Annotated in this window: 24 protein-coding genes and 2 pseudogenes; 17 read left to right on the top strand and 9 right to left on the bottom strand. The window is 69.7% G+C overall.

Going from position 1 to position 25,002, the window contains the following annotated elements; genetic code table 11:
- The 3 genes from ABZ078_RS40770 to truA all read left to right on the top strand — a co-directional run.
- Positions 1-489, top strand: a 489-nt coding sequence (locus tag ABZ078_RS40770) for a DNA-directed RNA polymerase subunit alpha C-terminal domain-containing protein (protein WP_317863813.1), incomplete at its 5' end; no start/stop codon positions are given.
- A gap of 190 nt (positions 490-679) precedes the next feature.
- Entirely contained in the window at positions 680-1,189 is a 510-nt protein-coding gene (gene rplQ / locus ABZ078_RS40765) for a 50S ribosomal protein L17 (RefSeq protein WP_356583582.1), read from the top strand.
- 141 nt (positions 1,190-1,330) lie between these two features.
- A complete protein-coding gene (truA, locus tag ABZ078_RS40760; RefSeq protein ID WP_356583581.1) occupies positions 1,331-2,188 on the top strand; it encodes a tRNA pseudouridine(38-40) synthase TruA in 858 nt (285 codons plus the stop codon).
- A 49-nt stretch (positions 2,189-2,237) separates the two neighbouring features.
- Here truA and ABZ078_RS40755 read toward each other — a convergent pair whose 3' ends face one another.
- Positions 2,238-3,050, bottom strand: a complete 813-nt coding sequence (locus tag ABZ078_RS40755; protein WP_356583580.1) for a hypothetical protein — start codon at positions 3,048-3,050, stop codon at positions 2,238-2,240.
- Between the two features lie 191 nt (positions 3,051-3,241).
- Here ABZ078_RS40755 and ABZ078_RS40750 point away from each other — a divergent pair, with 191 nt between their 5' ends.
- The 5 genes from ABZ078_RS40750 (at position 3,242) to ABZ078_RS40730 (ending at position 10,350) form a co-directional block, all read left to right on the top strand.
- On the top strand, positions 3,242-4,420 hold the full coding sequence (locus ABZ078_RS40750) for a CapA family protein (RefSeq protein WP_356583579.1): 1,179 nt from the start codon (positions 3,242-3,244) through the stop codon (positions 4,418-4,420).
- A 210-nt stretch (positions 4,421-4,630) separates the two neighbouring features.
- Positions 4,631-6,967 carry a HAMP domain-containing protein gene (locus ABZ078_RS40745; RefSeq protein WP_356583584.1) on the top strand — a complete coding sequence of 779 codons (2,337 nt, stop codon included), beginning with the start codon at positions 4,631-4,633 and terminating at the stop codon, positions 6,965-6,967.
- Between the two features lie 6 nt (positions 6,968-6,973).
- Complete coding sequence (gene pgsB, locus ABZ078_RS40740; protein WP_356583578.1) at positions 6,974-8,671, top strand: poly-gamma-glutamate synthase PgsB; 1,698 nt, start codon at positions 6,974-6,976, stop codon at positions 8,669-8,671.
- A gap of 102 nt (positions 8,672-8,773) precedes the next feature.
- Positions 8,774-9,256 (top strand): poly-gamma-glutamate biosynthesis protein PgsC/CapC, encoded by a 483-nt coding sequence (locus tag ABZ078_RS40735; RefSeq protein ID WP_019753111.1) that lies wholly within the window; start codon positions 8,774-8,776, stop codon positions 9,254-9,256.
- A gap of 17 nt (positions 9,257-9,273) precedes the next feature.
- The gene (locus ABZ078_RS40730; protein WP_356583577.1) at positions 9,274-10,350 is read left to right on the top strand and encodes an NlpC/P60 family protein; all 1,077 of its coding nucleotides are present in this window, start codon (positions 9,274-9,276) and stop codon (positions 10,348-10,350) included.
- Between the two features lie 105 nt (positions 10,351-10,455).
- Here the strand turns inward: ABZ078_RS40730 and ABZ078_RS40725 are convergent, their stop codons facing one another.
- A complete protein-coding gene (locus tag ABZ078_RS40725) occupies positions 10,456-11,340 on the bottom strand; it encodes a hypothetical protein (protein ID WP_356583576.1) in 885 nt (294 codons plus the stop codon).
- Between the two features lie 73 nt (positions 11,341-11,413).
- Here ABZ078_RS40725 and ABZ078_RS40720 point away from each other — a divergent pair, with 73 nt between their 5' ends.
- The 4 genes from ABZ078_RS40720 (at position 11,414) to glmM (ending at position 15,628) form a co-directional block, all read left to right on the top strand.
- Positions 11,414-12,745, top strand: a complete 1,332-nt coding sequence (locus ABZ078_RS40720) for a glycosyltransferase family 87 protein (RefSeq protein ID WP_356583575.1) — start codon at positions 11,414-11,416, stop codon at positions 12,743-12,745.
- A 285-nt stretch (positions 12,746-13,030) separates the two neighbouring features.
- Entirely contained in the window at positions 13,031-13,474 is a 444-nt protein-coding gene (rplM, locus tag ABZ078_RS40715) for a 50S ribosomal protein L13 (RefSeq protein WP_356583574.1), read from the top strand.
- A 42-nt stretch (positions 13,475-13,516) separates the two neighbouring features.
- A complete protein-coding gene (gene rpsI, locus ABZ078_RS40710) occupies positions 13,517-14,041 on the top strand; it encodes a 30S ribosomal protein S9 (RefSeq protein WP_356583573.1) in 525 nt (174 codons plus the stop codon).
- Positions 14,042-14,269: 228 nt separating this feature from the next.
- Positions 14,270-15,628 (top strand): phosphoglucosamine mutase, encoded by a 1,359-nt coding sequence (glmM, locus tag ABZ078_RS40705; protein WP_356583572.1) that lies wholly within the window; start codon positions 14,270-14,272, stop codon positions 15,626-15,628.
- A gap of 80 nt (positions 15,629-15,708) precedes the next feature.
- Here the strand turns inward: glmM and ABZ078_RS40700 are convergent, their stop codons facing one another.
- Together ABZ078_RS40700 and coaA are read right to left on the bottom strand one after the other, a co-directional pair.
- Entirely contained in the window at positions 15,709-16,662 is a 954-nt protein-coding gene (locus ABZ078_RS40700) for a DUF389 domain-containing protein (protein WP_356583571.1), read from the bottom strand.
- 31 nt (positions 16,663-16,693) lie between these two features.
- Positions 16,694-17,683: a type I pantothenate kinase gene (coaA, locus tag ABZ078_RS40695; RefSeq protein ID WP_356583570.1), complete on the bottom strand. Its 990-nt coding sequence runs from the start codon at positions 17,681-17,683 to the stop codon at positions 16,694-16,696.
- Between the two features lie 163 nt (positions 17,684-17,846).
- On the opposite strand from coaA, the gene ABZ078_RS40690 reads away from it, so the two are divergent.
- The 3 genes from ABZ078_RS40690 (at position 17,847) to glmS (ending at position 21,645) form a co-directional block, all read left to right on the top strand.
- Positions 17,847-18,857: an ATP-binding cassette domain-containing protein gene (locus ABZ078_RS40690; protein ID WP_356583569.1), complete on the top strand. Its 1,011-nt coding sequence runs from the start codon at positions 17,847-17,849 to the stop codon at positions 18,855-18,857.
- A complete protein-coding gene (locus ABZ078_RS40685; protein WP_356583568.1) occupies positions 18,854-19,669 on the top strand; it encodes an ABC transporter permease in 816 nt (271 codons plus the stop codon). The genes ABZ078_RS40690 and ABZ078_RS40685 overlap by 4 nt, the downstream gene beginning before the upstream one ends.
- 128 nt (positions 19,670-19,797) lie before the next feature.
- Positions 19,798-21,645 carry a glutamine--fructose-6-phosphate transaminase (isomerizing) gene (gene glmS / locus ABZ078_RS40680; protein WP_356583567.1) on the top strand — a complete coding sequence of 616 codons (1,848 nt, stop codon included), beginning with the start codon at positions 19,798-19,800 and terminating at the stop codon, positions 21,643-21,645.
- On the opposite strand, the gene ABZ078_RS40675 is transcribed toward glmS, so the two are convergent.
- Complete coding sequence (locus tag ABZ078_RS40675; protein WP_356583566.1) at positions 21,606-21,833, bottom strand: DUF397 domain-containing protein; 228 nt, start codon at positions 21,831-21,833, stop codon at positions 21,606-21,608. The two genes, glmS and ABZ078_RS40675, sit on opposite strands and share 40 nt — an antisense overlap.
- Complete coding sequence (locus ABZ078_RS40670; protein ID WP_356583565.1) at positions 21,833-22,669, bottom strand: helix-turn-helix transcriptional regulator; 837 nt, start codon at positions 22,667-22,669, stop codon at positions 21,833-21,835. The genes ABZ078_RS40675 and ABZ078_RS40670 overlap by 1 nt, the downstream gene beginning before the upstream one ends.
- A 212-nt stretch (positions 22,670-22,881) precedes the next feature.
- Here ABZ078_RS40670 and ABZ078_RS40665 point away from each other — a divergent pair, with 212 nt between their 5' ends.
- Both ABZ078_RS40665 and ABZ078_RS40660 read left to right on the top strand, forming a co-directional pair.
- Entirely contained in the window at positions 22,882-23,289 is a 408-nt protein-coding gene (locus ABZ078_RS40665) for an ATP-binding protein (RefSeq protein ID WP_356583564.1), read from the top strand.
- Between the two features lie 34 nt (positions 23,290-23,323).
- Positions 23,324-24,226, top strand: a complete 903-nt coding sequence (locus ABZ078_RS40660; protein ID WP_356583583.1) for a hypothetical protein — start codon at positions 23,324-23,326, stop codon at positions 24,224-24,226.
- A 9-nt stretch (positions 24,227-24,235) separates the two neighbouring features.
- Here the strand turns inward: ABZ078_RS40660 and ABZ078_RS40655 are convergent, their stop codons facing one another.
- The 3 genes and pseudogenes from ABZ078_RS40655 to ABZ078_RS40645 all read right to left on the bottom strand — a co-directional run.
- Entirely contained in the window at positions 24,236-24,523 is a 288-nt protein-coding gene (locus ABZ078_RS40655) for a VOC family protein (protein WP_356583563.1), read from the bottom strand.
- Positions 24,520-24,798, bottom strand: a pseudogene (locus ABZ078_RS40650) (metalloregulator ArsR/SmtB family transcription factor); the annotation flags it as partial. The gene ABZ078_RS40655 and the pseudogene ABZ078_RS40650, both read right to left, overlap by 4 nt.
- A 7-nt stretch (positions 24,799-24,805) precedes the next feature.
- Positions 24,806-25,002 (bottom strand): annotated as a pseudogene (locus tag ABZ078_RS40645) (hypothetical protein); the annotation flags it as partial.

Genomic DNA, 25,002 nt, shown 5'->3' with positions numbered 1-25,002 from the left:
GAGGCCACGCGTGTGGAGCAGCGCACCGACTTCGACAAGCTGATCGTGGATGTCGAGACCAAGCAGGCGATGCGTCCGCGTGACGCGATGGCCTCGGCCGGTAAGACCCTGGTCGAGCTGTTCGGTCTGGCCCGTGAGCTGAACATCGACGCCGAGGGCATCGACATGGGTCCGTCTCCGACGGACGCCGCGCTGGCGGCCGACCTCGCGCTTCCCATCGAGGAGCTCGAACTGACCGTCCGCTCCTACAACTGCCTCAAGCGCGAGGGCATCCACTCCGTGGGTGAGCTCGTCGCTCGTTCCGAGGCCGACCTGCTCGACATCCGTAACTTCGGTGCGAAGTCGATCGACGAGGTCAAGGCGAAGCTGGCCGGCATGGGCCTGGCCCTGAAGGACAGCCCGCCCGGATTCGACCCGACCGCCGCCGCTGACGCCTTCGGGGCCGACGACGACGCGGATGCCGGGTTCGTGGAGACCGAGCAGTACTAAGAGCTCGGGTCCGACTGCTGGATCTTGGCTGCGGGCCGGTTGTGGCTGGTCGCGCAGTTCCCCGCGCCCCCTGAGGGTGCGGACCTTCCGGGCGTCTGAAAAGGCGCCCGGATCTCCGACAGGCGACCGCCTGCTCGGATACTGACCCCAGTACCTGATACGGCCGGGGCAGACACACAGGAGAAGAACCATGCCGAAGCCCACCAAGGGTGCCCGTCTGGGCGGCAGCGCCGCGCACGAGAAGCTGCTCCTCGCGAACCTCGCGAAGAGTCTCTTCGAGCACGGCCGGATCACCACCACCGAGGCGAAGGCCCGTCGTCTGCGGCCGTACGCCGAGCGTCTGATCACCAAGGCGAAGAAGGGCGACCTTCACAACCGCCGTCAGGTGCTCCAGGTCATCACGGACAAGAGCATCGTCCACACGCTCTTCACCGAGATCGGCCCGCGGTACGAGAACCGTCCCGGTGGCTACACCCGTATCACCAAGGTCGGTAACCGCCGTGGCGACAACGCGCCCATGGCTGTCATCGAGCTGGTCGAGGCGCTGACGGTCGCTCAGGAGGCCACGGGCGAGGCCGAGGCCGCCACCAAGCGTGCCGCCAAGGACGCCGAGGTTGCTGACGCCGCCGAGGCCAAGGTCGACACGACCAAGGCCGAGGACGCCGCCGAGGCTCCGGCCGAGGAGTCGAAGGACGCCTGAGCCGTCCGCGGGGTGGCTGCGTCGCGCCGCTGCGGCATCGTCGTGGCTTGTCGCGCAGTTCCCCGCGCCCCTTCAGGGCGATTGCGGGCCCGTTCCTTTCGAGGAGCGGGCCCGCTCTTGTGTTGCTGAGAGGATCTGCACGTGAGTGATGAAGTAGCACCCGGTTGCGTCCGTGTCCGGCTCGACCTCTCCTATGACGGCACCGAGTTTCACGGCTGGGCCAAGCAGGCCGGGGGGCGGCGGACCGTACAAGGGGAGATCGAGGATGCGTTGCGTACGGTCACTCGGTCTCGGGAGACGTACGAACTGACCGTGGCCGGGCGTACCGACGCCGGTGTGCATGCGCGGGGTCAGGTCGCGCATGTCGATCTGCCGGAGTCGGTCTGGCGCGAACACCACGAGAAGTTGCTCAAGCGGCTTGCCGGGCGGTTGCCGAAGGACGTGCGGGTGTGGGCGCTCAGGGAGGCGCCCCGCGGGTTCAACGCTCGGTTCTCGGCGGTCTGGCGGCGGTACGCGTACCGGGTCACCGACAATCCCGGCGGTGTCGACCCGCTGCTGCGCAGTCACGTTCTGTGGCACGACTGGCCCCTCGACGTCGACGCCATGAACGAGGCCGCGCGAGGGCTTCTCGGTGAGCACGACTTCGCCGCCTACTGCAAGAAGCGGGAGGGGGCGACCACCATCCGCACGCTCCAGGAGCTGAGCCTCGTGCGGGGGGACGACGGGATCATCACCGCCACGGTGCGTGCCGACGCCTTCTGCCACAACATGGTGCGCTCGCTCATCGGGGCGCTGCTGTTCGTGGGGGACGGTCATCGGCCCGCCGACTGGCCCGGCAAGGTGCGCGCCGCCGGAGTCAGGGACTCCGCCGTGCATGTCGTACGGCCCCATGGGCTGACCCTCGAAGAGGTCGGGTACCCGGCCGACGAGTTGTTGGCCGCGCGGAACAAGGAGGCGCGGAACAGGCGGTCGCTGCCGGGGCCGGCCGGCTGCTGCTGAGCCCGGTGGGTGGGGCGGTCCGAGCGTCCGGTGGGGGTTGGCGCGGGGCTCAGTCGTCCGACCAGGTGGTGAGGAGTTCGGCGAGGGCGTCGGCGGCCTCGTCGGCTTCGGCGCCGTCGTCCCGGGCGTCGGGGGCCAGTTCCACGTGCAGGAAGGTGGCGTGGTGCCGCTCCGCCGACCTGCCCTGGACGTTCGTGGTGCCCTCCAGCGGGCAGCGTGCCGACCAGCCCCGGCAGACCCGCAGACCGTCCGCCTCCATACGGTCGGCCAGCGCGGCCGCCTCGCCCGACGCGGTCTGGGCCGCGCCCCCGGAGACGATCGCCTCGTACGGGCGCTCGGACGTCTCGGCGAAGCCGTGCACCTGGAGGCCGGGCACGCCGCGCTTCTGGAGTTCCACCACGATGGTGTGGAAGGCGCTGGACTCGTGGTGGGCGACGTCCGCGTCGTCTCCGCGGCCGGCGCGGCGGTGGGCGCCGGCCAGGACCAGCGAGCCCGAGGGGCTGCCCTCCAGCAGCCGGACGCCGAGTGCCTCGGTGTCCCGGTCGGACACGGGGTGCGGCACCTGGACGTTCCAGCGGAGTGCGGAGTCCGCGTTCAGGTAGAGGCGGCCCCAGCGCGCGGCCTTGCCGTCCTGCCGGGTGGCGGCCACCTCGTCGTAGCGGCGGCCGGAGTCGGTGTCGGTGAGGCGGGTGATGCCGAGACCGAGCGGGGCGAGCAGCCGCTCCGCCTCGGCCGCGTCGCCGTCCAGCAGATGCCCTACGCCGCGCGCCAGTTGCTCACGCTCGTCGTCGCCGGGCGGTGTGTAGGGGTCGGCGGGCTCGAAGTCGGCCGTGTACGTGAGGATCCGGCTGCGGAGGTCCACGAGCTCCCGGGCCTGCGGAACCGAATGTTCCGCACCTTCGGGCGATGTCGTGTCGCAACCGGCCAACACCAGAATCAAAACCGTTTGGGTAAAAACGCGAGCGAAACGTGACCGTCTTGTGACGGCAGAGACGGGTTGAGTTGTGGGGCGCGTGTGAATATGTCGCGGTGACATTCCGTAAGTCTCTCCGTATGGGTCGCTCGCTGGCGGTTCTGGTGGCTTTGGGCGGCCTGACCGCCGGCTGTACCTCCGGGCCCACCGAGGCGCAGGTGAAGCCGGACGGCCGGTCGTTCACCGTCGCCGCCGCGGGCGATGTGCTCATCCACCCCGAGCTGGTCGAACAGGCGGCCAAGGACGCCAAGAAGACCGGTGCGGGGCAGGCCGGGCTGGACTTCGGACCGCTCATGGCCGGGGTGAAGCCGGTCATCAGCAAGGCCGATCTGGCCATCTGTCACATGGAGACGCCGGTCGGCACACCCAAGGGCCCCTTCGAGGGGTACCCGGAGTTCCTCGTGCCCCCGCAGATCCTCACGGCTCTCAAGGACGTGGGGTACGACACCTGCTCGACGGCCTCCAATCACACCTACGACCACGGCCTCAAGGCCGTCAAGCGCACCCTGGACACGATGGACAAGGTGGGCCTCGGGCACACCGGGTCCGCGCGTACGCCCGAGGAAGCAGAGCAGATCAACATCCGGGACGTCAACGGCGTCAAGGTGGCCCATCTGTCCTTCTCCTGGGAGTCCTTCCTCAACCCCACGCCCGAGAAGGAGCGTTGGGCCTTCAACCGGCTCAGCACCGACGACATCAAGAAGGCCGAGTCCCGGGCCCGCAAGAAGGGCGCCGAGGTCGTCATCCTCTCCGTCCACTGGGGCCTGGAGCACTACAACGAGCCGAGCGTCCCCCAGCTCGACCTGGCGGAGCGGATCACCAAGGAGACCGGGATCGACCTGGTGATCGGTCACCACTCCCATGTCGTGCAGCCCATCCAGAAGCTCAACGGCACCTGGATCGCCTACAGCCTCGGCAACCAGGTGGCCCGCCACTCCTCGCCCACCGGCCTCACCGAGGAGGGCGCGATCGGCTGGTTCGAGTTCCGGGAGACGACGGACGGCTGGGACGTCAGCGCCCGCTACCGGACCACGCTCGTCGACATCCCGCCGGAGCTGGAGCCGGGCGCGAAGCCGCCCGCGGGCGCGGTCGAGGACCACCGGGTCGTGGACGTGCAGCAGGCGCTCGACAACCCCGGCGACCTGTCCGAGGACCGGCTCGCCCGCTACCGGCTGGCCGAGGACCGCACGAGCGGCTTCCTCCACAACCGGGGAGCGCCGGGCGGCGACGGTCTGGAGCAGTTCTCGCCGGGCGCGTGATGAGCGACACAGTCAGTTGTTGCGCCCCGGAGCCCAACCCCGCCGCGGGTCAGGAGTCTTAGAAGTGACGGCGTCTCATGCCCGCGTTCAGCGGTGGCTCCCGCGAGCGCCTGAGTAGTGAAGAGGCGAAGGAAACCACCGGTGACTCCAACCCAAGGCGTGCCGCGTCCCGCACGGGGCGGGCGGCGGCGCGTCCGCAGACGCGCGGACATGCCGCTCCTGGGCGGCATACGGCCGCCGATCGCGCTGCTGTGCCTGCTGATCCTCGCCCTGGCCGGGCTGACCGCCAAGGTGCTGGGCCCGGCCGGCGACCCGGTCGTGCCGAAGGCGGTGCTGAGCTCCCAGCAGTACTTCGCGGAGGACGGCGCCATCGCCCTACGCGCGTCGATCGACGAGCGGGTCACCGACCTGAACCGCACCGCGGCCGCCCTGAACGCGGGGAAGCCGACGCCTCCGGAGCGTGTGCTGTCGGACCTGAGCGGCACGTACCAGAAGTGGACCGGCACCACCGTGCTGGACCTGGAGAGCGGAGAGGTGCTCGCCGCTCGCGGTGAAACGATTCCCCTCGCCTGGCTCGACAAGGACGTCCTCACCGGCGAGCACGCCCTGACGCCGCGCATGGTGCGGCTGAGGACCGGTGACGTACGGCTGATGACCATGGCGGTCCTGGACTGGAAGGACCGGCCGCAGCAACTCCTCATCGCCTCGGGCAGCCTCTCGGTGCCCGCCATCAACCTGGGCCCGTTCCGCTCGATGGCGGTCGTGGCGCGGGGCGGCGAGGTCCTCGCCACGGCCGGTTTCGAACAGGCCGAGGCGCTCAACTCGGACGCCGAGCGCAGCGAGCTCACCTTCCTCCAGAAGCAGATGACCCGGCTGTCCGAGCGGGCCGCGAACGAGGCCGAGCAGGACCCGGTCAGCGCCAGGGAGCCCGGCTCCCGCGGCTACCCGGGCGTCAGCGGAACACTGCTGGGCGACGCCTACAACGGCCGGGTCGCCACCGCCGGATACGCCTCCCTCGCCTCCGCCGACCCGGACGAGAAGAAAAGCGTCGGCGCGGGCCTCGGGCTGACGGTCGTGGCCATGCTGCCGGTGGTGCAGGAGCAGGCCGTCGGGCAGGAACGCGAGTTGTACGGGCTGGTGGCGGCCGGCGTCCTGGTGGTGTTCGGGCTGCTGGCGGCGGCCCTGCTGTGGAGGGCCGTGCAGCGGCCCCTGCTGCTGCTCTTTCTGGAGTCCCGTCGGCTGGCCCGCGGTGATCTGACCCGTCCTGTCGACGTGCCCCGCTGGGGCGAGACCGCGCGTGTCGGTGCCGCCCTGGAACGGCTGCGGGCGCAGCTGTCCGACGGGGAAGGCGAACACGGACGCCAGGGCGGCGAGGGCGGCTCCGGTGATGCCGGCAGCTCGGGCGGCGAGGGCGGCTCCGGTGGGCGCGACGGCCGGCGCGCGGGCCGGTTCGGTCTGCGGGCGCCGCTGGCGCTGACAGCCGTCCTGTTGCTGCTGTGGTGCGTGCCGGTCGGGCTGCTGCTCAACCGCACGGACGCCTCGGTGAGCGTGCCCAGCACCATGGTCAACGACCAGCGCGACCGCACCGACCTCGTCGCCGACCGGGTCCGGCGGGCCCTCAACGAGGCCCAGGCCGACCTCGTCTCCATCTCCCGGCTGATCGACGCGGACGACCCCGACGCCACGACCCGGGTCCTCGACGACGCCCTGCGCAAGCACCCGCGCTACGGCTCCCTGTACGTCGTCGACGAGGGCGGCGACGTCGTCGCCCGTGCCGGTGCCGAGCCGGGCGCCGGCTGGGATCAGGACGGCGGGGCCGGGGAAGCGGAGGAAGCGGCCCCGTCGCTCATCCGGGTGTCGGGCGAGGGCGGCAAGAAACCGGTGATCCAGGCCGGGGCCCCCGTACCGGACCACAAGGGCATGACCCTGGTCGGCGAGGTGCGGGTGGAGTTCCTGAACTCGCTGCTGAACCGGCCCGGACTCGGTGAGGTCCGCGTGGTCGACACCGAGGCGCGGACCGTCGCCGCCAGTGACGGATTCCTGGCCTTCGAGGAGCTCCCGCGCGACGCGCTCGCCGACGTCGTGCGGGCGGGCAGTGTCCACGTCGGCGCGGGACCCGTGGAGAACGGCCTGCTGCTGCGCGAGGGGCGCTCGGTCACCGTCGCCGCCGCGGCGCCCTTCTCCGGTGGCGGTGTGGCCGCCGACATCGGCTGGACCGTGGTCAGCTGGCAGAACGCCAAGCACTTCGAGATCGCCCCGTACGAGCGCGAGGACCGAAGCGTGCTCGCCGGCATGCTCGGGCTCGCGCTGATCGTGGTCTGCCTGGGCTGGATCCACCTGGTGGTGGTCCGGCCGCTGCGCGCCCTCGCGAGCAGCGCCGAGAAGCTCGCCGACGGCGACCTCAAGACCGTGCTGTACCCCCGCTACCACGACGAGGTGGGGGCCGTCGTCCGCAGCCTCGAACTGGTCCGCCAGCAGTTGCAGGCCCGCAGGCAGAACCAGACGCGCCGCAGTGCCGAGCCCCGGCTCGGCGCCGGAGGAAGGTGACCGGCCGTGCTCTACCTCTACTTCGTGCTGCTGATCGGCGGGGTGTGCCTGCTGATCGCGGGCATCATCGAGCAGCGCCGGCACTACGCGGCCCTGCACACCATCCCCTCCCGGGTGCTCGTCAACGGCATCCGCGGCAAGTCCTCCATCACCCGGCTGTGCGCGGGTGCGCTGCGCGGCGGTGACCTGGTCACCGTGGCCAAGACGACGGGCACCGCGGCGCGCTTCATCCACCCGGACGCGACGGAGGAGCCGGTCTACCGCAAGTTCGGCATCGCCAACGTGGTCGAGCAGATCGGCATCGTCCGCAGGGCCGCCACCTACCGGCCCGACGCGCTGGTCATCGAGTGCATGGCGGTCATGCCGGCCCTCCAGGAGGTCAACCAGAGCAAGCTGATCCGCTCGACGATCGGCGTGCTGTGCAACGTCCGTGAGGACCATCTCGCCGAGATGGGGCCCACCCTGGACGACGTGGCGCGCTCGCTGTGCCGCTCGATGCCGGAGGGCGGCATCTGCGTCACCGCCGAGAAGGAGCGCTTCCACATCCTCCAGGAGGAGGCGGACGCCCGTGACTGCAAGCTGGTCTACGCCGATCCGGAGACGGTCACCGACGAGGAGCTGCGCGGCTTCAGCTGGTTCACCTTCAAGGAGAACGTCGCGATCGCGCTGGTCGTGGCCGACCTGCTCGGCGTCGAGCGCAAGGTCGCGTTGCAGGGCATGTACGACGCCCCGCCGGACCCGGGTGTGCTGTCCGTGGAGCGGTACGTCACGCCCGAGGGCAAGCGGCTCGCCTTCGCCAACGTGTTCGCGGCGAACGACCCCGAGTCGACGCTGATGAACATCAACCAGCTGCTCGACCTCGGCGCGATCCGCCGCCCCCTGAACGTCGTGATCAACTGCCGCCCGGACCGGGTGGAGCGCAACGGCCAGATGGGCGAGATCATCCCCGACCTCCAGCCGGACAACGTGTTCGTCATCGGGCACCCGGCCAAGAGCGCCATCGACGCCATCCCCGCCGACTGGCGTGACCGCGCGGTCGACCTGGGCGGAGAGCGCCGCTCGGCGGACGAGTTCATGCCGACGCTGCTCGGCCGGATGTCAGACGGCTCCTCCCTGGTCGCCATCGGCAACATCCACGGGCAGGGCGAGGAACTCCTCGAGTACCTCGCCGAGCTCCCGGCGGACGAGAGCGGCACGGACGAGGCCGGGCACACGGTCGTCGGCGCGCCGCAGCAGCCGCAGCGCCTGGACCCGTACGCCTCGTATCCCACGGCCTACGAGGAGCGGTACCAGGCCTCGCAGACCCAGGAGATCCCGGTGATCACCATCCCGGCCCAGCCGTCGGGCCGGTACGCCGAGACGCCTGGCGTGTATGCCGAGGCGGGCGGGTCGTACGCCGGGGCCGTGCCGGGAGCGGGGGCGTCCTACGCACCGGGAGAGGAGTACGGCCGGGGGCAGGGGTACGGCGAGAGCCTGCCGCAGGCGCCGGAGCAGGTGCCGTACCAGAACGGGCAGCAGGTGGTCTCGGAGTGGTTCCGGGCCCCGCGCCAGCCGGTGCGCGGACCGGGGCAGGAGCAGGTGCCCGGGCAGGAGCCGCCGTACGGCGCAGGTCCTGTGCCGCAGCCGTACGGCGACGATTCCTTCGGCCGGCCGGTCCGGCGGCCGGCGGACGACGCCGGAGGGGGACACCCACCGCGTGTCTGACGCCCGCCGCCGTGTGCCCGACCTTCGCGGAGCGGGTGGCCCTGGCCCGTCGGCCGCCGCCCGCTTCGCCCCCGAATCCGCATCCCCTGCCCGGAGAACCCGTTGACCACCGCCGCCCTGACTCCCGAGATGGCCGCCCTGGGCATCGCCATAGGCCTGTTCTTCTCGCTGCTGTGCTATCTCACGACCAACCTGTCGCCCGGCGGCATGATCACCCCCGGCTGGCTCGCGCTCACCCTCATCGAGGACCTTCAGCGCGCGGCGATGGTGGTGGGCGTCACCGCCCTCACCTACGGCGGCACCAAGATCATGCAGCGGCTGGTGATCCTCTACGGCAAGCGGCTGTTCGCCGCGGTGGTGCTGCTGGGCGTGCTGTTGCAGGCCACGGTCATGATCGTGCTCTCGATCGAGTTCCCGCTGCTGTACGGCAACCAGACGCTCGGGTTCATCGTGCCGGGCCTGATCGCCTACCAGATGGTGCGCCAGCCCAAGGGGGCCACACTGCTGGCCACCGGCACCGTCTCCCTCATGGCCTACATCGTCGTCGCCGCCGGCCTGCTGCTCGGCGTCATGCCGACCGTCTGAGAACCGAGGAGCAAACGATGGCAGGGAAGAAGAAGTCGCGGCCGGTCGTCTCGGGCCTGGTGCTGCTCACGCTCGTCGCGGCGTCGGGCTACCTCACGGTGGAGCTGCGGGCGCAGGAGGAGCCGGGTGTCACCGAGGTCCGCAACGTCGGCGTCCTGGAGGGCGGCCGCAGCTCCGGCGCCTCGGCGGACCCGGGGAAGGAGACCTGGTCCCGGCTGGAGAACCCGGCGCGGTCCGTGTTGCGCGGGTCAGACGGGCAGATCAAGGCGGTGTTCACGGACGGCGCGCGCACCGCGACGCTGACCGGGCCGGCGCGCACCTTCCAGGAGCCGACCTCGACCTCCTCCAAGGTGTCCACCACGGACTGGGTGCGGCTGATGCCCGAAGCCTGGGCCGCGGGCGCGGAGAAGAAGAAGTGGTTCAAGCAGTGGTACGCCGAGAACAAGGACAGCAAGAAGGACGACATCTTCGCCTTCGCCTTCCAGTACGTGGCGGGCGCACCGGAGAAGAAGGACGAGCAGGGCACCGTCTACGCCGGTGACGCGAACTTCGGTCCGCTGAACGCGAGCGGTGCCGAGGGCGGCGACCTGCGGCTGGAGCAGTCCGACTTCTACGACTACCTCGGTGTGCCGTACCCCTTCCGGGACGGTGTCGTCGGGCAGCCGGAGAGCGCGCGGGCCCGGTCGATCGACTGCTCGGGGTTCATCCGGATGGTGCTGGGCTACCGCGCCCGCTACCCCCTGATGTCCTCGGACATCTCCGGCGACGGCCTGCCCCGCACGGCCAACGGCATGGCCCGTTCCAAGGAGGGCGCGGACATCCTGCCGCTCACCGGCATCACGGGGAAGGACCGGCCCTCGGCCATCGACCAACTCCAGCCGGGTGACCTGGTCTTCTTCAAGCTCGACACACGCACGGGCCAGCGCCTGGACCACGTCGGCATGGTGCTCGGCCATGACACGGAGGGGCACCTGATCTTCGTCTCCAGCCGTGAGGAGGTCAACGGACCGACCATCGGCGACGTGGGAGGAGTCTCGCGGCTGGACGGCAACGGCTACTACGCGAAGACGCTGCGCAGCGCGAAGCGGCTGTGAGGCGCGGGAAGCCGACGCATCGACCGGGCGCCGACGACCGCGCTTGACCGCCGTCGGCGGCGCCGTCTCGTACCAGGGCGGCGGCCGACCGCCCGTGGGCCGCCGCTACCCGTTGGCCGCCGCCGACGCCTGCGCCTCGCCCCGCGTGCGGATCTGGCGGTAGGCGAAGTGCTCCAGGGTCTCACCGACCTGGAAGGCTTCCGTGTCCTTGTCCGTCATGTCCTTGCCGCTGGTGAAGCCGGTGATGGTGAAGTAGGCGTAACGGCCGTAGGAGTTGGAGGTCGAGAGGCAGACGGAGGACGTGCAGAAGTCCTTGATGCCCTTGCCGGGGAGGGACCTGATGATGTCCTTCTCGGTGTTGACCGCGCCCTTGACCTTGGTGGCCTGCGCCTCGTTGTCGAAAACGGCCACGCCGACCGTCACCGCGATGTCGTCCTTCACGTACGACACACGCATGAAGCTGGTGCAGTCGTTGTCGGTGAGGATCTTCGGCAGCCCGCCCTTGGTGGCGGCGGAGCAGTTCTTCGTGTCGTCCGTCGCGCCCTTCTTGTACACCGTCTCGCCGCCCACGGTCAGCTGTTTGCCCGGGAAGAGGAGCTGCGCACTGAGCGGGGCGGTGTCCTTGCTCTTGCTGGAGATGAAGTCCTTCGGGTCCAGCGGCGGCGGAGCGCTCGTCGATGCGAACGACGGGGTGGCGGACTGGTTCGGCAGTCCCGACGTCCCCGGGAGTTCGGAAGTCGGCTTGTTCGAGGCCGAGTTGCTGTCGTTCGCCGACACCACGGCCATGGCGACGGCGGCACCGATCGCGACGGTGGCCAGCGCGCCGCCGCCGATGAAGAGCAGCCGGCGCCGTTTGTTGCGCGTCTCGGACGCCTCGGCGAGTGCGGCCCAGTCCGGCGTCGCGTCGGCGCCGCTGTTCCACGGCTGCTCGGAATGCGGTTTCCAGGGATCCCACTGGGACTGGGGTCCCCCCTGCTGCCCGTAGCTCATGGGGCGCATCTTAGACGGACCCAGGGTGTGCCGGTCCGCCGCAAGAAGCGCACGCGCACCTAGCGTTCACACGGTGAGCGAGCGCAAAAGCGACATCTCCGGGTGGTTGGTACGACGGGCGACGTGGCATCTGTGGGCGGCTCTCGGGGCGGTGCTGGCCGCCCTCGTGGCGCGTACGGCCCGGGTGACCTCGGACGGAGGGATGGACAACGCCATCGTCGTGCGGGCGGCACGGGTGTGGTGGGCCGGGAGTTCGCCGTATGACGACTCCCACTTCCTCTATTTGCCGAGCGCGGTGCTGGCGGCGGCTCCTCAGGTGCTGATCCCGCGGGGTGCGTTGAGCGTGCTGGTGCCGGTGGCGGTGACCGGATGTCTGGTCGGGGGCTGGGCCTGTGCGCTACGTCTCCACGGCGTCCCGCTGCGCAGCCGCTTCGCCGTGCTCGGTCTGCTCGGCCTCGCGGCGGGGTTCGCGCCGTTCGCGCACCTTGTCCTGCTGGGGAACTGGACGGCCACGGCGGTGCTCGCCCTGCCGTTGGCGTTGTTGCTGGCCGGCCGGGGGCGGTGGGTGGCGGCGGGGCTGGTGATCGGTGCGGCGGCCGCGCTGAAGCCGCTGCTGGCACCGGTGGGGTTGTTGTTCGTGTTCGCCGGGCGGTGGCGGGGGCTGGCAGCGCTGGTGGGGGTGCCGGTGGTGGCGTCCGTGGGGGCGGCGCTGCTGCTGCCGGATCCGGCGGGTTTCTTCACCCGTACCCTGCCGTTTCTCCTGAGCGGCGACGACAGCTTTGTACGGCTGTATGAGGCGTCGCCGGGCGCGGTGCTGCCGAGGGTGGGGGTGCCGGGGGTGCTGGCCGGGGGGATCGGGTTGGCGGGGGCGGGGGCGGGGCTGGGGTGTGCGTGGTGGCGCTGGCGTCGGGGGGACGGTGGGGCGCTGCGGCTCGCGGAGACCGCGGTGATGTTGATGCTGTCGGCGTTCCTGGTCGCCAGGCCGTCGTACGACCACTATCTGCTCGTCGTCGTGCCGCTGGTGGTGGCGGGGCTGCCGTGTGCGGGGGCGGTCGCCCGGGGGCCGTGGTTCTGGCTGGCGCTGGTGCCGCAGCTTCCCGGGGTGAGCTGGCCCTATCTGGAGGGGGTACAGCGGCGGGCCTTCAGGGACGCGGTGACGTTGTGCGGGATGGCGGTGACGCTGGCTGTCCACTGTGGTCGGGGCGGCCGGTCCTGCTGGCGCCCGCCGCCCCTGCCCGTCCCGTCCTCCAGGGCCGCCGCCCCTTCGGCCCCGCCGGCCGCTGCGCCCCTGGACCCCGCTGTGGGCTCCGCCCTCGGACCCCCGGCCTCGTCCGTCCACCACCCGACCCGGTCGGCCGGGAGACGGGCCTCGGGAGCATCGGAGCCGCCCGGGGCGGGGGAGTGAGAGTCGCCCGTCGTTCGGGGCCGTCCAGGGCGGCGTGGCCCGTCCGGCGTGCGAGGCGAGTCGCGGGCAACCCGTTTTGACCCGGCCGAGGCGCCGCAGGTATCCTGCATTTTCGTTGTGTATTGGCTTGCTCATTCTCACGGGACGGGCCCTTACACCGGTCCACCGGGCCGATGACCAGCGACCCCATGTACGCGGTATGCGTCGCCGCCGTGCGGTCCAGGCTGTCGTGATCGTTTCGGTGACCTTGTCAGGACCATTCACTCGAAGCGAAGGCTACGAACCGTGCGTACGTACAGCCCCAAGCCCGGCGATGTGACGCGCCAGTGGCACGTCATTGACGCTCAGGACGTCGTCCTGGGCCGTCTCGCCAGCACCGCCGCCTCCATTCTGCGGGGCAAGCACAAGCCGATCTACGCGCCTCACGTCGACACCGGTGACTTCGTCATCATCATCAACGCCGACAAGGTGCACCTCTCCGGCAACAAGCGGACCCAGAAGATGGCGTACCGCCACTCCGGCTACCCGGGTGGTCTGCGCTCGGTCCGTTACGACGAGCTCCTCGACAAGAACCCTGAGAAGGCCATCGAGAAGGCCGTCAAGGGCATGCTCCCCAAGAACTCCCTGGGCCGTCAGATGCTCTCGAAGCTGAAGGTCTACAAGGGTGACCAGCACCCGCACGGCGCGCAGCAGCCGCAGCCGTACGAGATCACCCAGGTCGCGCAGTAAGTCCGGCCACCCCCTAAGACTGAAGAGAATCTGAGGAGAATCGTGGCCGAGACCACTGCCGAGCAGCCGCTCGACGAGAACGTCGAGAACATCGACATCGACAGCTACACCACCGAGTCCGAGGTTCCGGTGGAGGGTGAGTACACCTCCGAGTCCCTCGCCTCGCGCTTCGGTGAGCCCCAGCCGGCCGCCGGCCTGGGCCGTCGTAAGAACGCCATCGCCCGTGTCCGCATCGTGCCGGGCACCGGCAAGTGGAAGATCAACGGGCGTACGCTCGAGGACTACTTCCCGAACAAGGTGCACCAGCAGGAGGTCAACGAGCCGTTCAAGGTTCTTGAGCTCGAAGGTCGCTACGACGTCGTCGCCCGTATCGCCGGTGGCGGTGTCTCCGGCCAGGCCGGTGCCCTCCGTCTCGGTGTCGCCCGCGCGCTGAACGAGGCCGACGTCGACAACAACCGCGGCCCGCTGAAGAAGGCCGGCTTCCTCAAGCGCGACGACCGTGCGGTCGAGCGCAAGAAGGCCGGTCTGAAGAAGGCCCGCAAGGCTCCGCAGTACAGCAAGCGCTAAGCGCAAGCTGCCTCTGCTCGTACTTCGGTACTCCGAACGCCCCGGCGGCACGCCACAGTGCCACCGGGGCGTTCGTTCTATCACCGGCCTCGGGCGTATAACGGCACAAGACGTTCAAAGGCTTGTGTGATCCGATGCCCAGGCATGGAATGCCTGGAAGCGGGAGCCCTCGGCGGCGGATCGCGCGCCGGCTCCGCTTCCGGAACTGAAGTTTCCTCAGGAGGACAAGTGGGACGACTCTTCGGCACGGACGGCGTGCGTGGCGTCGCCAACGCGGATCTGACGGCCGAGATGGCGCTCGGACTGTCCGTGGCGGCGGCGCACGTACTGGCCGAGGCGGGCACCTTCGAGGGCCACCGGCCGAAAGCGGTGGTCGGACGGGACCCGCGTGCGTCCGGGGAGTTCCTGGAGGCCGCCGTGGTGGCCGGTCTGGCGAGTGCGGGTGTCGATGTGCTGCGGGTCGGCGTGCTGCCGACGCCCGCCGTCGCGTTCCTCACCGGCGCGCTCGGCGCCGACCTCGGTGTCATGCTCTCCGCCAGCCACAACGCCATGCCCGACAACGGCATCAAGTTCTTCGCCCGCGGCGGCCACAAGCTCGCCGACGAGCTGGAGGACCGCATCGAGACGGTCTACGACGAGCACCGGCACGGTGAGCCGTGGGAGCGGCCGACGGGTGCGGCGGTCGGGCGGGTGCGGTCGTACGACGAAGGGTTCGACGAGTACGTCGCCCACCTCCTCGGCGTGCTGCCCAACCGGCTGGACGGGCTGAAGATCGTCCTCGACGAGGCGCACGGCGCCGCGGCGGGCGTCTCGCCGGAGGCGTTCGAGCGGGCCGGTGCCGAGGTCGTCACCATCGGCGCCGAGCCGGACGGGCTCAACATCAACGACGGCTGCGGGTCGACCCACCTGGACCCGCTGAAGGCCGCCGTCCTCGAGCACGGCGCCGACTTGGGCATCGCGCACGACGGTGACGCCGACCGCTGCCTCGCCGTGGACCACACCGGCGAGGAGGTGGACGGCGACCAGATCCTGGCGGTGCTCGCGCTGGCCATGCGGGAGCGGTCCGTGCTGCGCGCCGAGACCGTGGTGGCCACCGTCATGTCCAACCTCGGCTTCAAGCTGGCGCTGGAGCGCGAGGGGCTGAAGCTGGTGCAGACCGCCGTCGGTGACCGGTATGTGCTGGAGGAGATGAAGGAGCACGGCTACGCCCTCGGCGGCGAGCAGTCCGGGCATGTGATCATTCTTGATCACGCCACGACCGGTGACGGGACCCTGACCGGGCTGTTGCTGGCGGCTCGGGTCGCGGAGACCGGGCGTACCCTGCGGGACCTCGCCTCGGTGATGGAGCGGTTGCCGCAGGTGCTGATCAATGTGCCGGACGTGGACCGGTCCCGGGTCGGGGACTCGGCCGAGCTCGCTGCCGCCGTCGCTGAGGCGGAGCGGGAACTCGGGTCCACGGGGCGGGTGTTGCTCAGGCCGTCGGGGACCGAGCCGTTGGTACGGGTGATGGTCGAGGCGGCGGATATCGAGCAGGCCCGGTCTGTGGCGGGGCGGTTGGCTGATGCCGTGAAGTCGGCCCTTGGGTAGGGTGCGCGACATCCGTGTGCTGGGTCGAGTACTCCTGCCTCAACCCCGTCGAGCGCTGATCCGCGCTTCGAATCCTGCCTTTACGGGGCGCTGTCCTTGAGGGCGTTCTTACGCTGGCGCTGTGTGGACCAGAGCCATTTCTGGGCCAGCAGCGTCAGCGTGCCGGCCAGGATGATGCCCAGCAGGTTGAGCAGGAGCTGTTCCGTGGAGCCCCAGGTCTGCCGGGTGTCGCCGTAGCTGAGGGCCACGGCCGCGTTGGCGGCCGCCGGTACCGTCGTCACCGAGATGGCCACGCCGACCAGCGCGCCGGACTTGGCGGACGTGAGGGAGAGCGTGCCCGCGATGCCGGCGAGGACCGCGACCACGAACGAGAACACGTCCGGCGCCCAGATGAAACGGGTGTTGGGCCGGGCTCCGTCCAGCGCCGCCTTGCTGAAATGCCCGAGCGCGTCCATGAACAGGCTGAAGCCCACCGTCACCGCCATCGCCACCGCGAAGCCCACCAGCAGGGCGATCAGCGAGCGCAGGGCCAGGCGGGGCGCCCGCTGCACCGCGGCTGTGCAGATGCCGGCCAGCGGACCGAACTCCGGCCCGACCGCCATCGCGCCCACGATCAGGACCGCGTTGTCGAGCACGACACCGCAGGCCGCGATCATCGTGGCCAGCGTGATGAAGGCCACGTAGGTGATGGAGAGGGTCGACTCCTCGTGCGTGGCGTCCGCGAGGTGCTCCCACAGCACCGCGTCCGCACCCTCCCCCGGCGCCTCCTCCTTGGCCTTGTCGGCACGCTCGGACAGCGACAGGTCGATCTGCTCGACGGCGATCGAACCGGTCTCGTCCAGGTCCAACCGCCGTAGTGCGCCGATGAGTTCGTCGCCCGCCTCGCGTGCCACGTCGCACAGGACGACGTCCCCGGACGGGGTGCGGGCGGCGCCCGGCAGCACGACGAGGTGCGTGGTGCCGACCGTGTTCTCGATCAGGCGGACCACGTCGTCGGTCTTGCCGACCGGGATGATCAGGCGCAGATGCAGCATGACGTCTTTCTAGCAGGCGCGCGTGACGCCCCTACAGCTTGCGCAGGCTCAGCCGCTGCACCTTGTGGTCCGGGCCCTTGCGCACGACCAGCGCGGCGCGGCCGCGGGTGGGGGCGATGTTCTCGACGAGATTGGGCTTGTTGATCGTGCGCCACATCGTGCGGGCGTAGTCGAGGGCCTCCTCCTCGGAGACCTGGGTGTACTTGCGGAAGTACGAGGAGGGGTTCTGGAAGGCGGTCTCGCGCAGCCGCTTGAAGCGGTTGAGGTACCAGTGCTCGATGTCCTCGGTGCGGGCGTCGACGTACACGCTGAAGTCGAAGTAGTCGGCGAGACCGACCCGGGTGCGGCCGTCCTTGCCCGGGAGGGCGGGCTGGAGGACGTTCAGGCCCTCGACGATCAGGATGTCGGGGCGGCGGACCGTGAGCTTCCGGCCGGGGACGATGTCGTAGATCAGGTGGGAGTAGACGGGGGCCGTGACCTCGTCCTTGCCCGCCTTGATGTCGGCGACGAAACGGGTCAGCGCGCGGCGGTCGTACGACTCGGGGAAACCTTTCCGCGACATCAGGCCGCGCGCCTCCAGCTCCCTGGTGGGCAGCAGGAAGCCGTCCGTGGTGACCAGCTCGACGCGCGGGTGCTCGGGCCAGCGGGAGAGCAGGGCCTGCAGGAGGCGGGCGACCGTGGACTTCCCGACCGCGACCGAGCCGGCGACTCCTATGACGAACGGGGTGCCGGACTGGGAGCCCTGCTCGCCGAGGAAGGTGTTCAGCGCTCCTCTGAGGCCGTCCGTGGCGCCGACGTAGAGGTTGAGGAGGCGGGAGAGCGGGAGGTAGATGTCCCGCACCTCGTCGAGGTCGATGACGTCACCGAGGCCGCGCAGCTTCTCGACCTCCGCCGCGCTGAGCGGCAGCGGGGTCTTGTCGCGCAGCGCACTCCACTCCGAGCGGGTGAGGTCCACGTAGGGAGTCGCCTCCGGCCTGGGCCGGTGGGCGCTCCGGGGCATCGAGGAGACCGGAGAGATCACAGTCCATTGTTACGGCAGTACGAACGGACGGCGGCGTGGGATCCGTCACGCACCGTCGATTCCGGGAGAAATCCGGCCAGGACGCGGAATGTCAGTGCCGTGCGTCACAGTTGTCGGAGAGGTGGGCCCAGCCCGGGGTCCACCGACCCCGAGGGGGTGACCCATGACGTATGCGATCGAGGCGGAAGGCCTGGTCAAGCGGTTCAAGGAGACCGAGGCGCTGGCCGGGGTCGACCTGGGGGCCCGAAAGGGCTCGGTGCTCGGGCTGCTGGGTCCCAACGGCGCGGGGAAGACGACCGCGGTGCGGATCTTCGCGACGCTGCTCCAGCCCGACGGCGGCAGGGCCCACGTGGCCGGTCACGACGTGGTCCGGGAGGCCGGGGTCGTACGCGCCATGGTCGGGCTGACCGGGCAGTACGCGGCGGTGGACGAGAACCTCACCGGCATGGAGAACCTGCTGCTCATCGGCCGGCTGCTCGGTCTGTCGCGGCGGGAGGCCAGGGCGCGGGCGGGTGAGCTGCTGGAGCGTTTCCAGCTCACGGAGGCGGCCGGGCGGGCCGTGAAGACGTTCTCGGGCGGCATGCGCAGGCGTCTGGACCTGGCGGCCAGCCTGGTGGGCCGGCCCAGCATCCTCTTCCTCGACGAGCCGACCACCGGCCTGGACCCGCACAGCCGCGGTGAGCTGTGGGACCTGCTGCGGGGCCTGGTCGCGGACGGTGCGACGGCCCTGCTGACCACGCAGTATCTGAACGAGGCCGATGTGCTCGCCGACGACATCGTGGTGATCGACAAGGGCCGGGTGATCGCCGAGGGCACCCCGGACCAGCTGAAGTCGCAGGTCGGCGGGCAGGTGCTGGAGCTGCGGCCGGTGCTGGGGCAGGACCTCGCGCGGGCCCACCGGCTGGTGGCCGGGGAGGCCGGGACGGAGGCCCGGATCGAGGGGGAGACGGTGACCGCCCCGGTGAAGGACCCCGAGTTGATGCCGGCCGTGGTGCGCGCGCTGGACCGCGAGGGGATAGCGGTGGGGGAGCTCGCCCTGCGCCGTTCGTCGCTCGACGAGGTCTTCCTCGCCCTGACCGGCCACCGCGCCGAGCCCGGTGAGCCCGAAGGCGACGGCGGCGCGGCCGTCCGGGACGAGGACAACGAGCTCCAGAAGGCGGTGATGCGGCCATGACCGCCACCGCCACGACGATCACGGCCCCGGTCACCAAGTCGGGCCGTGTGCGCCCGCTCGACGGGCTGCGGCAGACCTTCACGATGGCCTGGCGGAGCCTGGTCGCGGTCAAGCACAACCCGCTGGAGCTGGTCGACTACAGCATCACGCCGATCATGTTCGTGTTCCTCTTCACGTATGTGCTGGGCGGACAGATGGCCGGCTCGCCCGAGGCGTATCTGAAGTACGCGCTGCCCGGGATCATCGTGCAGAACACCCTGTTCATGACGATGTACACGGCGATGGCGCTCAACACCGACCTCACCAAGGGCGTCTTCGACCGACTGCGCAGCCTGCCGATAGCCCGCTCCGCCCCGCTCATCGGCCGGATCACCGCGGACCTGGCGAAGCACCTCTGGGCGCTGCTGCTGATGATCGGCCTCGGCCTGCTGCTCGGTTTCCGGGTCACCGGGGGACTGGGCGGGTTCCTGCTCGGGACCGTGCTGGTGATCGTGTTCGCGGCGGCGGTGTCCTGGAGCGCGGTGCTGATCGGGATGCTGGCGGGGGACGCGGAGAAGGTGCAGGCGTTCGCCTTCACCCTCATCTTCCCGATCACCTTCACCAGCAGCGCGTTCGTCATGGTCGACACCATGCCCGGGTGGTTGCAGGCGTGGAGCGACGTCAATCCGGTGACGCATCTGTCGGACGCGTTCCGGGGGCTGCTGCTGGGCGGGGCGGTGGCGGAGCCGGTGTTGTGGTCCTTGGTGTGGGCTGCGGGGATCGCGGTGGTGTTCTATCCGCTGGCCATGCGGGCTTACCGGGCGAAGACGTAGGACAGCGTCGGCCGGGATGCAGGGCGGCGCCGGTCGGACCCCGTGGACGTGCCTACCCCGGTGGGAATTTCCGATTTCGGGCACGCAACGGCCGTTTCCGACCGGCGTTCGGTCGTAGGCTGCCGCGCATGTGCGGAATCGTGGGATACGTGGGGTCGCAGTCGGCGCTCGAGATCGTGACCGCCGGGCTGAAGCGGCTGGAGTACCGGGGATACGACTCGGCGGGGGTCGCCGTGCTGGCGGACGGGGGGCTGGCGGCCGCGAAGAAGGCGGGCAAACTCGTCAACCTGGACAAGGAGCTGACGGAGCGTCCGCTGCCGACCGGGACGACGGCCGTCGGACACACGCGCTGGGCCACGCACGGGGGACCCACGGACGCCAACGCGCATCCGCACCTCGACAACGCCGGGCGCGTCGCCGTCGTGCACAACGGGATCATCGAGAACTTCGCCGAACTGCGCGCCGAGTTGGCGGAGCGGGGGCATGAGCTGGCCTCCGAGACCGACACCGAGGTGGTCGCCCATCTGCTCGCCGAGGAGTTCTCGGCGACGGCCGACCTCGCCGAGGCCATGCGGCTCGTGTGCCGGCGGCTGGAGGGGGCGTTCACGCTGGTCGCGGTGCATGCGGACGAGCCCGATGTGGTCGTCGGTGCGCGGCGGAACTCGCCGCTCGTGGTGGGCGTCGGGGAGGGCGAGGCCTTTCTCGCCTCGGACGTCGCCGCGTTCATCGCCCACACGCGGTCGGCGATCGAGCTGGGGCAGGACCAGGTCGTGGAGCTGCGCCGGGACGGTGTGACGGTGACTGGCTTCGACGGGCGGCCGGCCGACGTGCGCTCGTATCACGTCGACTGGGACGCCTCGGCCGCGGAAAAGGGGGGCTATGACTACTTCATGCTCAAGGAGATCGCCGAGCAGCCCAAGGCGGTCGCCGATACGTTGCTCGGGCGCATCGATGCCGCCGGGTCGCTGACGCTGGACGAGGTTCGGATCAGCGCGTCCGAGCTGCGGGAGGTCGACAAGATCGTCGTCGTTGCCTGCGGTACGGCCTTTCACGCCGGGTTGATCGCCAAGTACGCCATCGAGCACTGGACGCGGATTCCGTGTGAGGTGGAGCTGGCGAGCGAGTTCCGGTACCGGGACCCGATTCTGGACCAGCAGACCCTGGTCATCGCCATCTCCCAGTCCGGCGAGACCATGGACACGCTCATGGCGCTACGGCACGCCCGTGAGCAGGGCGCCAAGGTGCTGGCCATCTGCAACACCAACGGGTCGACGATTCCGCGTGAGTCGGATGCGGTGCTGTACACGCATGCCGGGCCTGAGGTGGCCGTTGCGTCCACCAAGGCGTTTCTGACGCAGCTCGTGGCTTGTTATCTCGTCGCGCTCTATCTGGGGCAGGTGCGGGGCACCAAGTGGGGCGATGAGATCGGTGCCGTCATTCGGGATCTGTCGCAGATCTCGGGTGAGGTCGAGCGGGTGCTGGAGACCATGGAGCCGGTGCGGGAGCTCGCGCGCGGGCTCGCTTCGAAGAACACGGTGCTGTTCTTGGGGCGGCACGTGGGGTATCCGGTGGCCCTGGAGGGGGCGCTGAAGCTCAAGGAGCTCGCCTATATGCACGCCGAGGGGTTTGCGGCGGGTGAGCTCAAGCATGGGCCGATCGCCTTGATCGAGGACGATCTGCCGGTGGTGGTTGTCGTGCCTTCGCCTCGGGGGCGGTCGGTTCTGCACGACAAGATCGTGTCGAACATCCAGGAGATCCGGGCTCGGGGTGCGCGGACGATCGTGATCGCGGAGGAGGGGGACGAGGCGGTGGTGCCGTATGCGGATCACTTGATCTGGATTCCGGCTACGCCGACCTTGCTGCAGCCGTTGGTCGCCACGGTGCCGCTGCAGGTCTTCGCTTGTGAGCTGGCCACCGCCCGGGGGAACGAGGTGGATCAGCCTCGGAACCTGGCGAAGTCGGTGACGGTGGAGTGAGGTGCCTTCAGGGCTTCGATGAAGGGGGTGAAGGCTCCGGTCGGGAAGGTGAGGGTCGCCCTGGCCGGGGCCTTTGAGTCGCGGACGCCGATGTGGGTGGGGGAGTTCGAGATTTCCACGCAGCTGTTGCCGTCGCCCTCGCCGGAGTAGGACGACTTCCGCCAGTTGGTGGGGGTCACGGTGCGCATCACAATTCCTTGGCCAGCTTGTGGATGAAGTCACGCGACTGTGCAGGGTCGAGTGACACAGCTTCTACTCTACGGAAGCTCGTTCGATAGGTGTTGAGCTGAGATTCGGAGTCGATGAAGACCGAGCCGTGGGGTGCGTCGCGCACCACTGTGTCCAGCCTGGGCAGCGGGCCTCCCACGTACGTCATCGTGCTTGAGGCCTTGGCAAATCCGTCCAGGTCAAAGGGGACGACCCGCAAGGTGATGTGGTCTGCTTCGGAGAGTTCAACGAGTCGGGCCAGTTGAGCTCGGCTGGCAGCACGGTTGCTGACCCTGATGCGTAGTGCCGCCTCGTGGATCACGACCTCGTGTGGGATGACGACCTGCTGGCGCGTCAATCGGTGGGCGACGCGCAACTCAAGCTCGTCCTGGGTGAGTTCGGGGAGCCTGGAGGAGAAGACGGCGCGGGCGTAGTCCTCCGTCTGCAGCCGACCCGGTACGTACAGGATTGCTACGTCGTGCAGGAACGCGGCGTGGTGCTCCACCTCTGCGAGGTCCAGGAACGGCGTGGGGAGTTGTCCTCGGTATTGCTCCCACCAGCCGCGTGTGCGGTCAGTGGCCATGGCGACCAGTGCGTTGACGAACTCTTCATCCGTGCACGCGTAGTGGGACGCGAGGCGACGCAGCCGCTGTTCGCTCACCCCTGTGGCCCCGGATTCGATCTGGCTGATCTGGACTCGATTCAGTCCGAGGAGCCTTGCTGCCTCGACGGCGTTGAGTCCTGCCGCCTCGCGAAGCCTGCGAAGCTCAATTCCCAGCCGCATCTGACGTGCAGTCGGTTCGCGCCTCTGGACCATGAGCTGCTCCTTGGTTTCAACGCGGCTGCCAGTGAGGCTCGTTCGGGGTCAGATTACGCGATCGACTTGCCTTGGGTTACGTGTAAACCCTACCGTCGGTGATGCGACGTACACGCTGCGGAAGTGCACCGTTCCGTCCCGCCATGACGGCTGCGGCACTGCCACCGCCCGCCCACCGCAACAACTCCCCACCATCTGAACGGAGTTCACCCATGCCCGAAACAGAACCCTGGGAGTACACCCTCTACATCCCGAACGACGTCCGAGCCGTCACCGTCAGCCGCCGCACCCTCCGCCTGATCCTCACCCTGCACGGCCTCATCAACCTCGTCGACACCGCCGAACTCCTCGCGGCCGAGCTGGTCGCCAACGCCGTACGCCATACCAAGGGGCCCGCCGCCCTACGGGTGCGCTGGTCGGCCGGTGTGCTGCGGATCGGGGCGTGGGATGCGGACCCTGAACCGCCGGAGCCCCCACGGGAGTTGGAGGGGCTCGGGGAGGTCGAGGAAGGGCGCGGGCTGGCGCTGGTGCGGGCCTGCTCCGATCTGTGGGGCTGGCAGCCGTTGACCAGACACGGCAATCGGGGCAAGTACGTGTGGTGTGACCTCGTCGCGGCGTAGCTCGTTGATCACGTCGGTCAAGTAAGGAGAGATGGTGGTCAGTTCGTCGCACGAGGGGCTGCATCGGGTCTTCCAAAAGGACCCGGCGCTGCTGACACGCGCCTGCCAGCGCGTACTGCACATCCCGTTCCCAGAGCCCCGCGACTTCGCGGTCATGAACGCGGACCTGACAGAGATCGAGCCGGTCGAGCGGCGGGTCGACACGCTGTTGCGGGCGGAGACGGATGAGGGGACATACCTCCTGGTCGTCGAGGCCCAGAGCGAGCGGGACGAGCGCAAGCGCGGGAGTTGGGCGTACTACCTCTCCTATCTGTACGCGAAGTACCGCTGTGAGCCGGTCCTCATCGTCGTCACGCAGAGCAGTGGGACGGCCCGATGGGCAGCCCGGCCTATCCGGCTCGGCCTGCCCGGCTGGCACTCGCTCTCGGTGCGGCCGCTCGTTCTCGGCCCTGACAACGTGCCGGTGATCGCAGACGAGAAGGAGGCCGCACGGGACATTCCGATGGCCGTGTTCTCGGCGATGACTCATGGCAAGGGCGCGCAGGCTGCCGCCATACTGGATCCACTGGCGGCGGCTCTGCACACTGTCGAACCCGAGACCGCGGTGGTGTTCGCGGAGCTCGTTGAAGCCTGCTTGGTGGATCCTCAGGCACGGGAGATCTGGAGGGACCTGATGGCGCCTGTGAACTACTTCTTCAAGAACCCTGTCGCCGAGAAGGTGCGGGATGAGGGCCGTGAAGAGGGCATCGAGCTGGGCATGGAGCAGGAGCGCGTGGCGATGGTGCTCAGGATCCTTGAGTGGCGCGGTGTTCCGGTGTCGACCTCCGTGCGGAGGCGGGTGGAGGGCTGCACCGACCTGGGGCAGCTGGAAGTGTGGGCCCAGCGCGCGGTCCACGCGACGGCCGCCGAGGACCTGTTCGTCGACGACCAGGGTTGAGGCGGACGCCTACTGCGGTTTGGTCGCGATCTGGATCAGGTTGCCGCAGGTGTCGTCGAAGACGGCCGTGGTGACGGGGCCCATCTCCAGGGGCTCCTGGGTGAAGCGGACGCCGAGGGCGCGCAGGCGCTCGTACTCCGCCTGTACGTCGTCGACGGCGAACTGGGCGAGCGGGATGCCGTCCGCGGCGAGCGCGTCGCGGTAAGGCTTGACGGCCGGGTGGCCGGCGGGCTCCAGGAGGAGTTCGGTCGCCTTGGCCTGGTCGTCGACGAAGACGCTGGTCAGGTGGATCTTCATGGGGTGTTCTCCTCCGGGCCGGATGCGGTGTCGGGTGCGAGCCATCGCTCGGTCATCTGCCGCAGCGGGGCCGTGTTCAGGTCGTGGAACTTGTAGCGGCCCTCCCGTCTGGTCTCGACGAGTCCGGCGGCCTCCAGTACGGCGAGGTGCTGGGAAACCCCCTGGCGTGAGATGCCGAGCTGATGCTTCATGCTCAGCCGGGCGCAGATCTCGAACAGTGTCTGTCCGGATTTCTCCGTGAGCTCGTTGAGGATGGTGCGGCGGGTGGGGTCGGCCCGCCGCTCACTCCCCGCCCACCCGAGAGCGGTGGACGTGCCGGAGGCCGAGCAGTTCGGCGACGGCCTCCAGCCAACGGGCCGCCTCCTCGTCGCCGTCGACCCCGTGGGCGGCGGTGGCCGCGGACTCCAGCCACGCACGCACCACGGACACCGCCTCATCGCCCGGCACCGGCTCGGGCAGCTCGGCCGCGTACCGGACAC

The sequence above is a fragment of the Streptomyces sp. NPDC006385 genome (genome assembly GCF_040612485.1).
GTDB lineage: Bacteria > Actinomycetota > Actinomycetes > Streptomycetales > Streptomycetaceae > Streptomyces.
This window is presented reverse-complemented; position numbering and strand designations above follow the sequence as displayed.

Coding starts and splice junctions, on each gene's coding strand:
- rplQ (WP_356583582.1), top strand. CDS start 680: ATGCCGAAGCCCACCAAGGGTGCCCGTCTGGGCGGCAGCGCCGCGCAC.
- ABZ078_RS40750 (WP_356583579.1), top strand. CDS start 3,242: ATGGGTCGCTCGCTGGCGGTTCTGGTGGCTTTGGGCGGCCTGACCGCC.
- ABZ078_RS40745 (WP_356583584.1), top strand. CDS start 4,631: ATGCCGCTCCTGGGCGGCATACGGCCGCCGATCGCGCTGCTGTGCCTG.
- ABZ078_RS40730 (WP_356583577.1), top strand. CDS start 9,274: ATGGCAGGGAAGAAGAAGTCGCGGCCGGTCGTCTCGGGCCTGGTGCTG.
- ABZ078_RS40725 (WP_356583576.1), bottom strand. CDS start 11,340: ATGAGCTACGGGCAGCAGGGGGGACCCCAGTCCCAGTGGGATCCCTGG.
- ABZ078_RS40700 (WP_356583571.1), bottom strand. CDS start 16,662: ATGCTGCATCTGCGCCTGATCATCCCGGTCGGCAAGACCGACGACGTG.
- ABZ078_RS40690 (WP_356583569.1), top strand. CDS start 17,847: ATGACGTATGCGATCGAGGCGGAAGGCCTGGTCAAGCGGTTCAAGGAG.
- ABZ078_RS40685 (WP_356583568.1), top strand. CDS start 18,854: ATGACCGCCACCGCCACGACGATCACGGCCCCGGTCACCAAGTCGGGC.
- glmS (WP_356583567.1), top strand. CDS start 19,798: ATGTGCGGAATCGTGGGATACGTGGGGTCGCAGTCGGCGCTCGAGATC.
- ABZ078_RS40675 (WP_356583566.1), bottom strand. CDS start 21,833: ATGCGCACCGTGACCCCCACCAACTGGCGGAAGTCGTCCTACTCCGGC.
- ABZ078_RS40670 (WP_356583565.1), bottom strand. CDS start 22,669: ATGGTCCAGAGGCGCGAACCGACTGCACGTCAGATGCGGCTGGGAATT.
- ABZ078_RS40665 (WP_356583564.1), top strand. CDS start 22,882: ATGCCCGAAACAGAACCCTGGGAGTACACCCTCTACATCCCGAACGAC.
- ABZ078_RS40655 (WP_356583563.1), bottom strand. CDS start 24,523: ATGAAGATCCACCTGACCAGCGTCTTCGTCGACGACCAGGCCAAGGCG.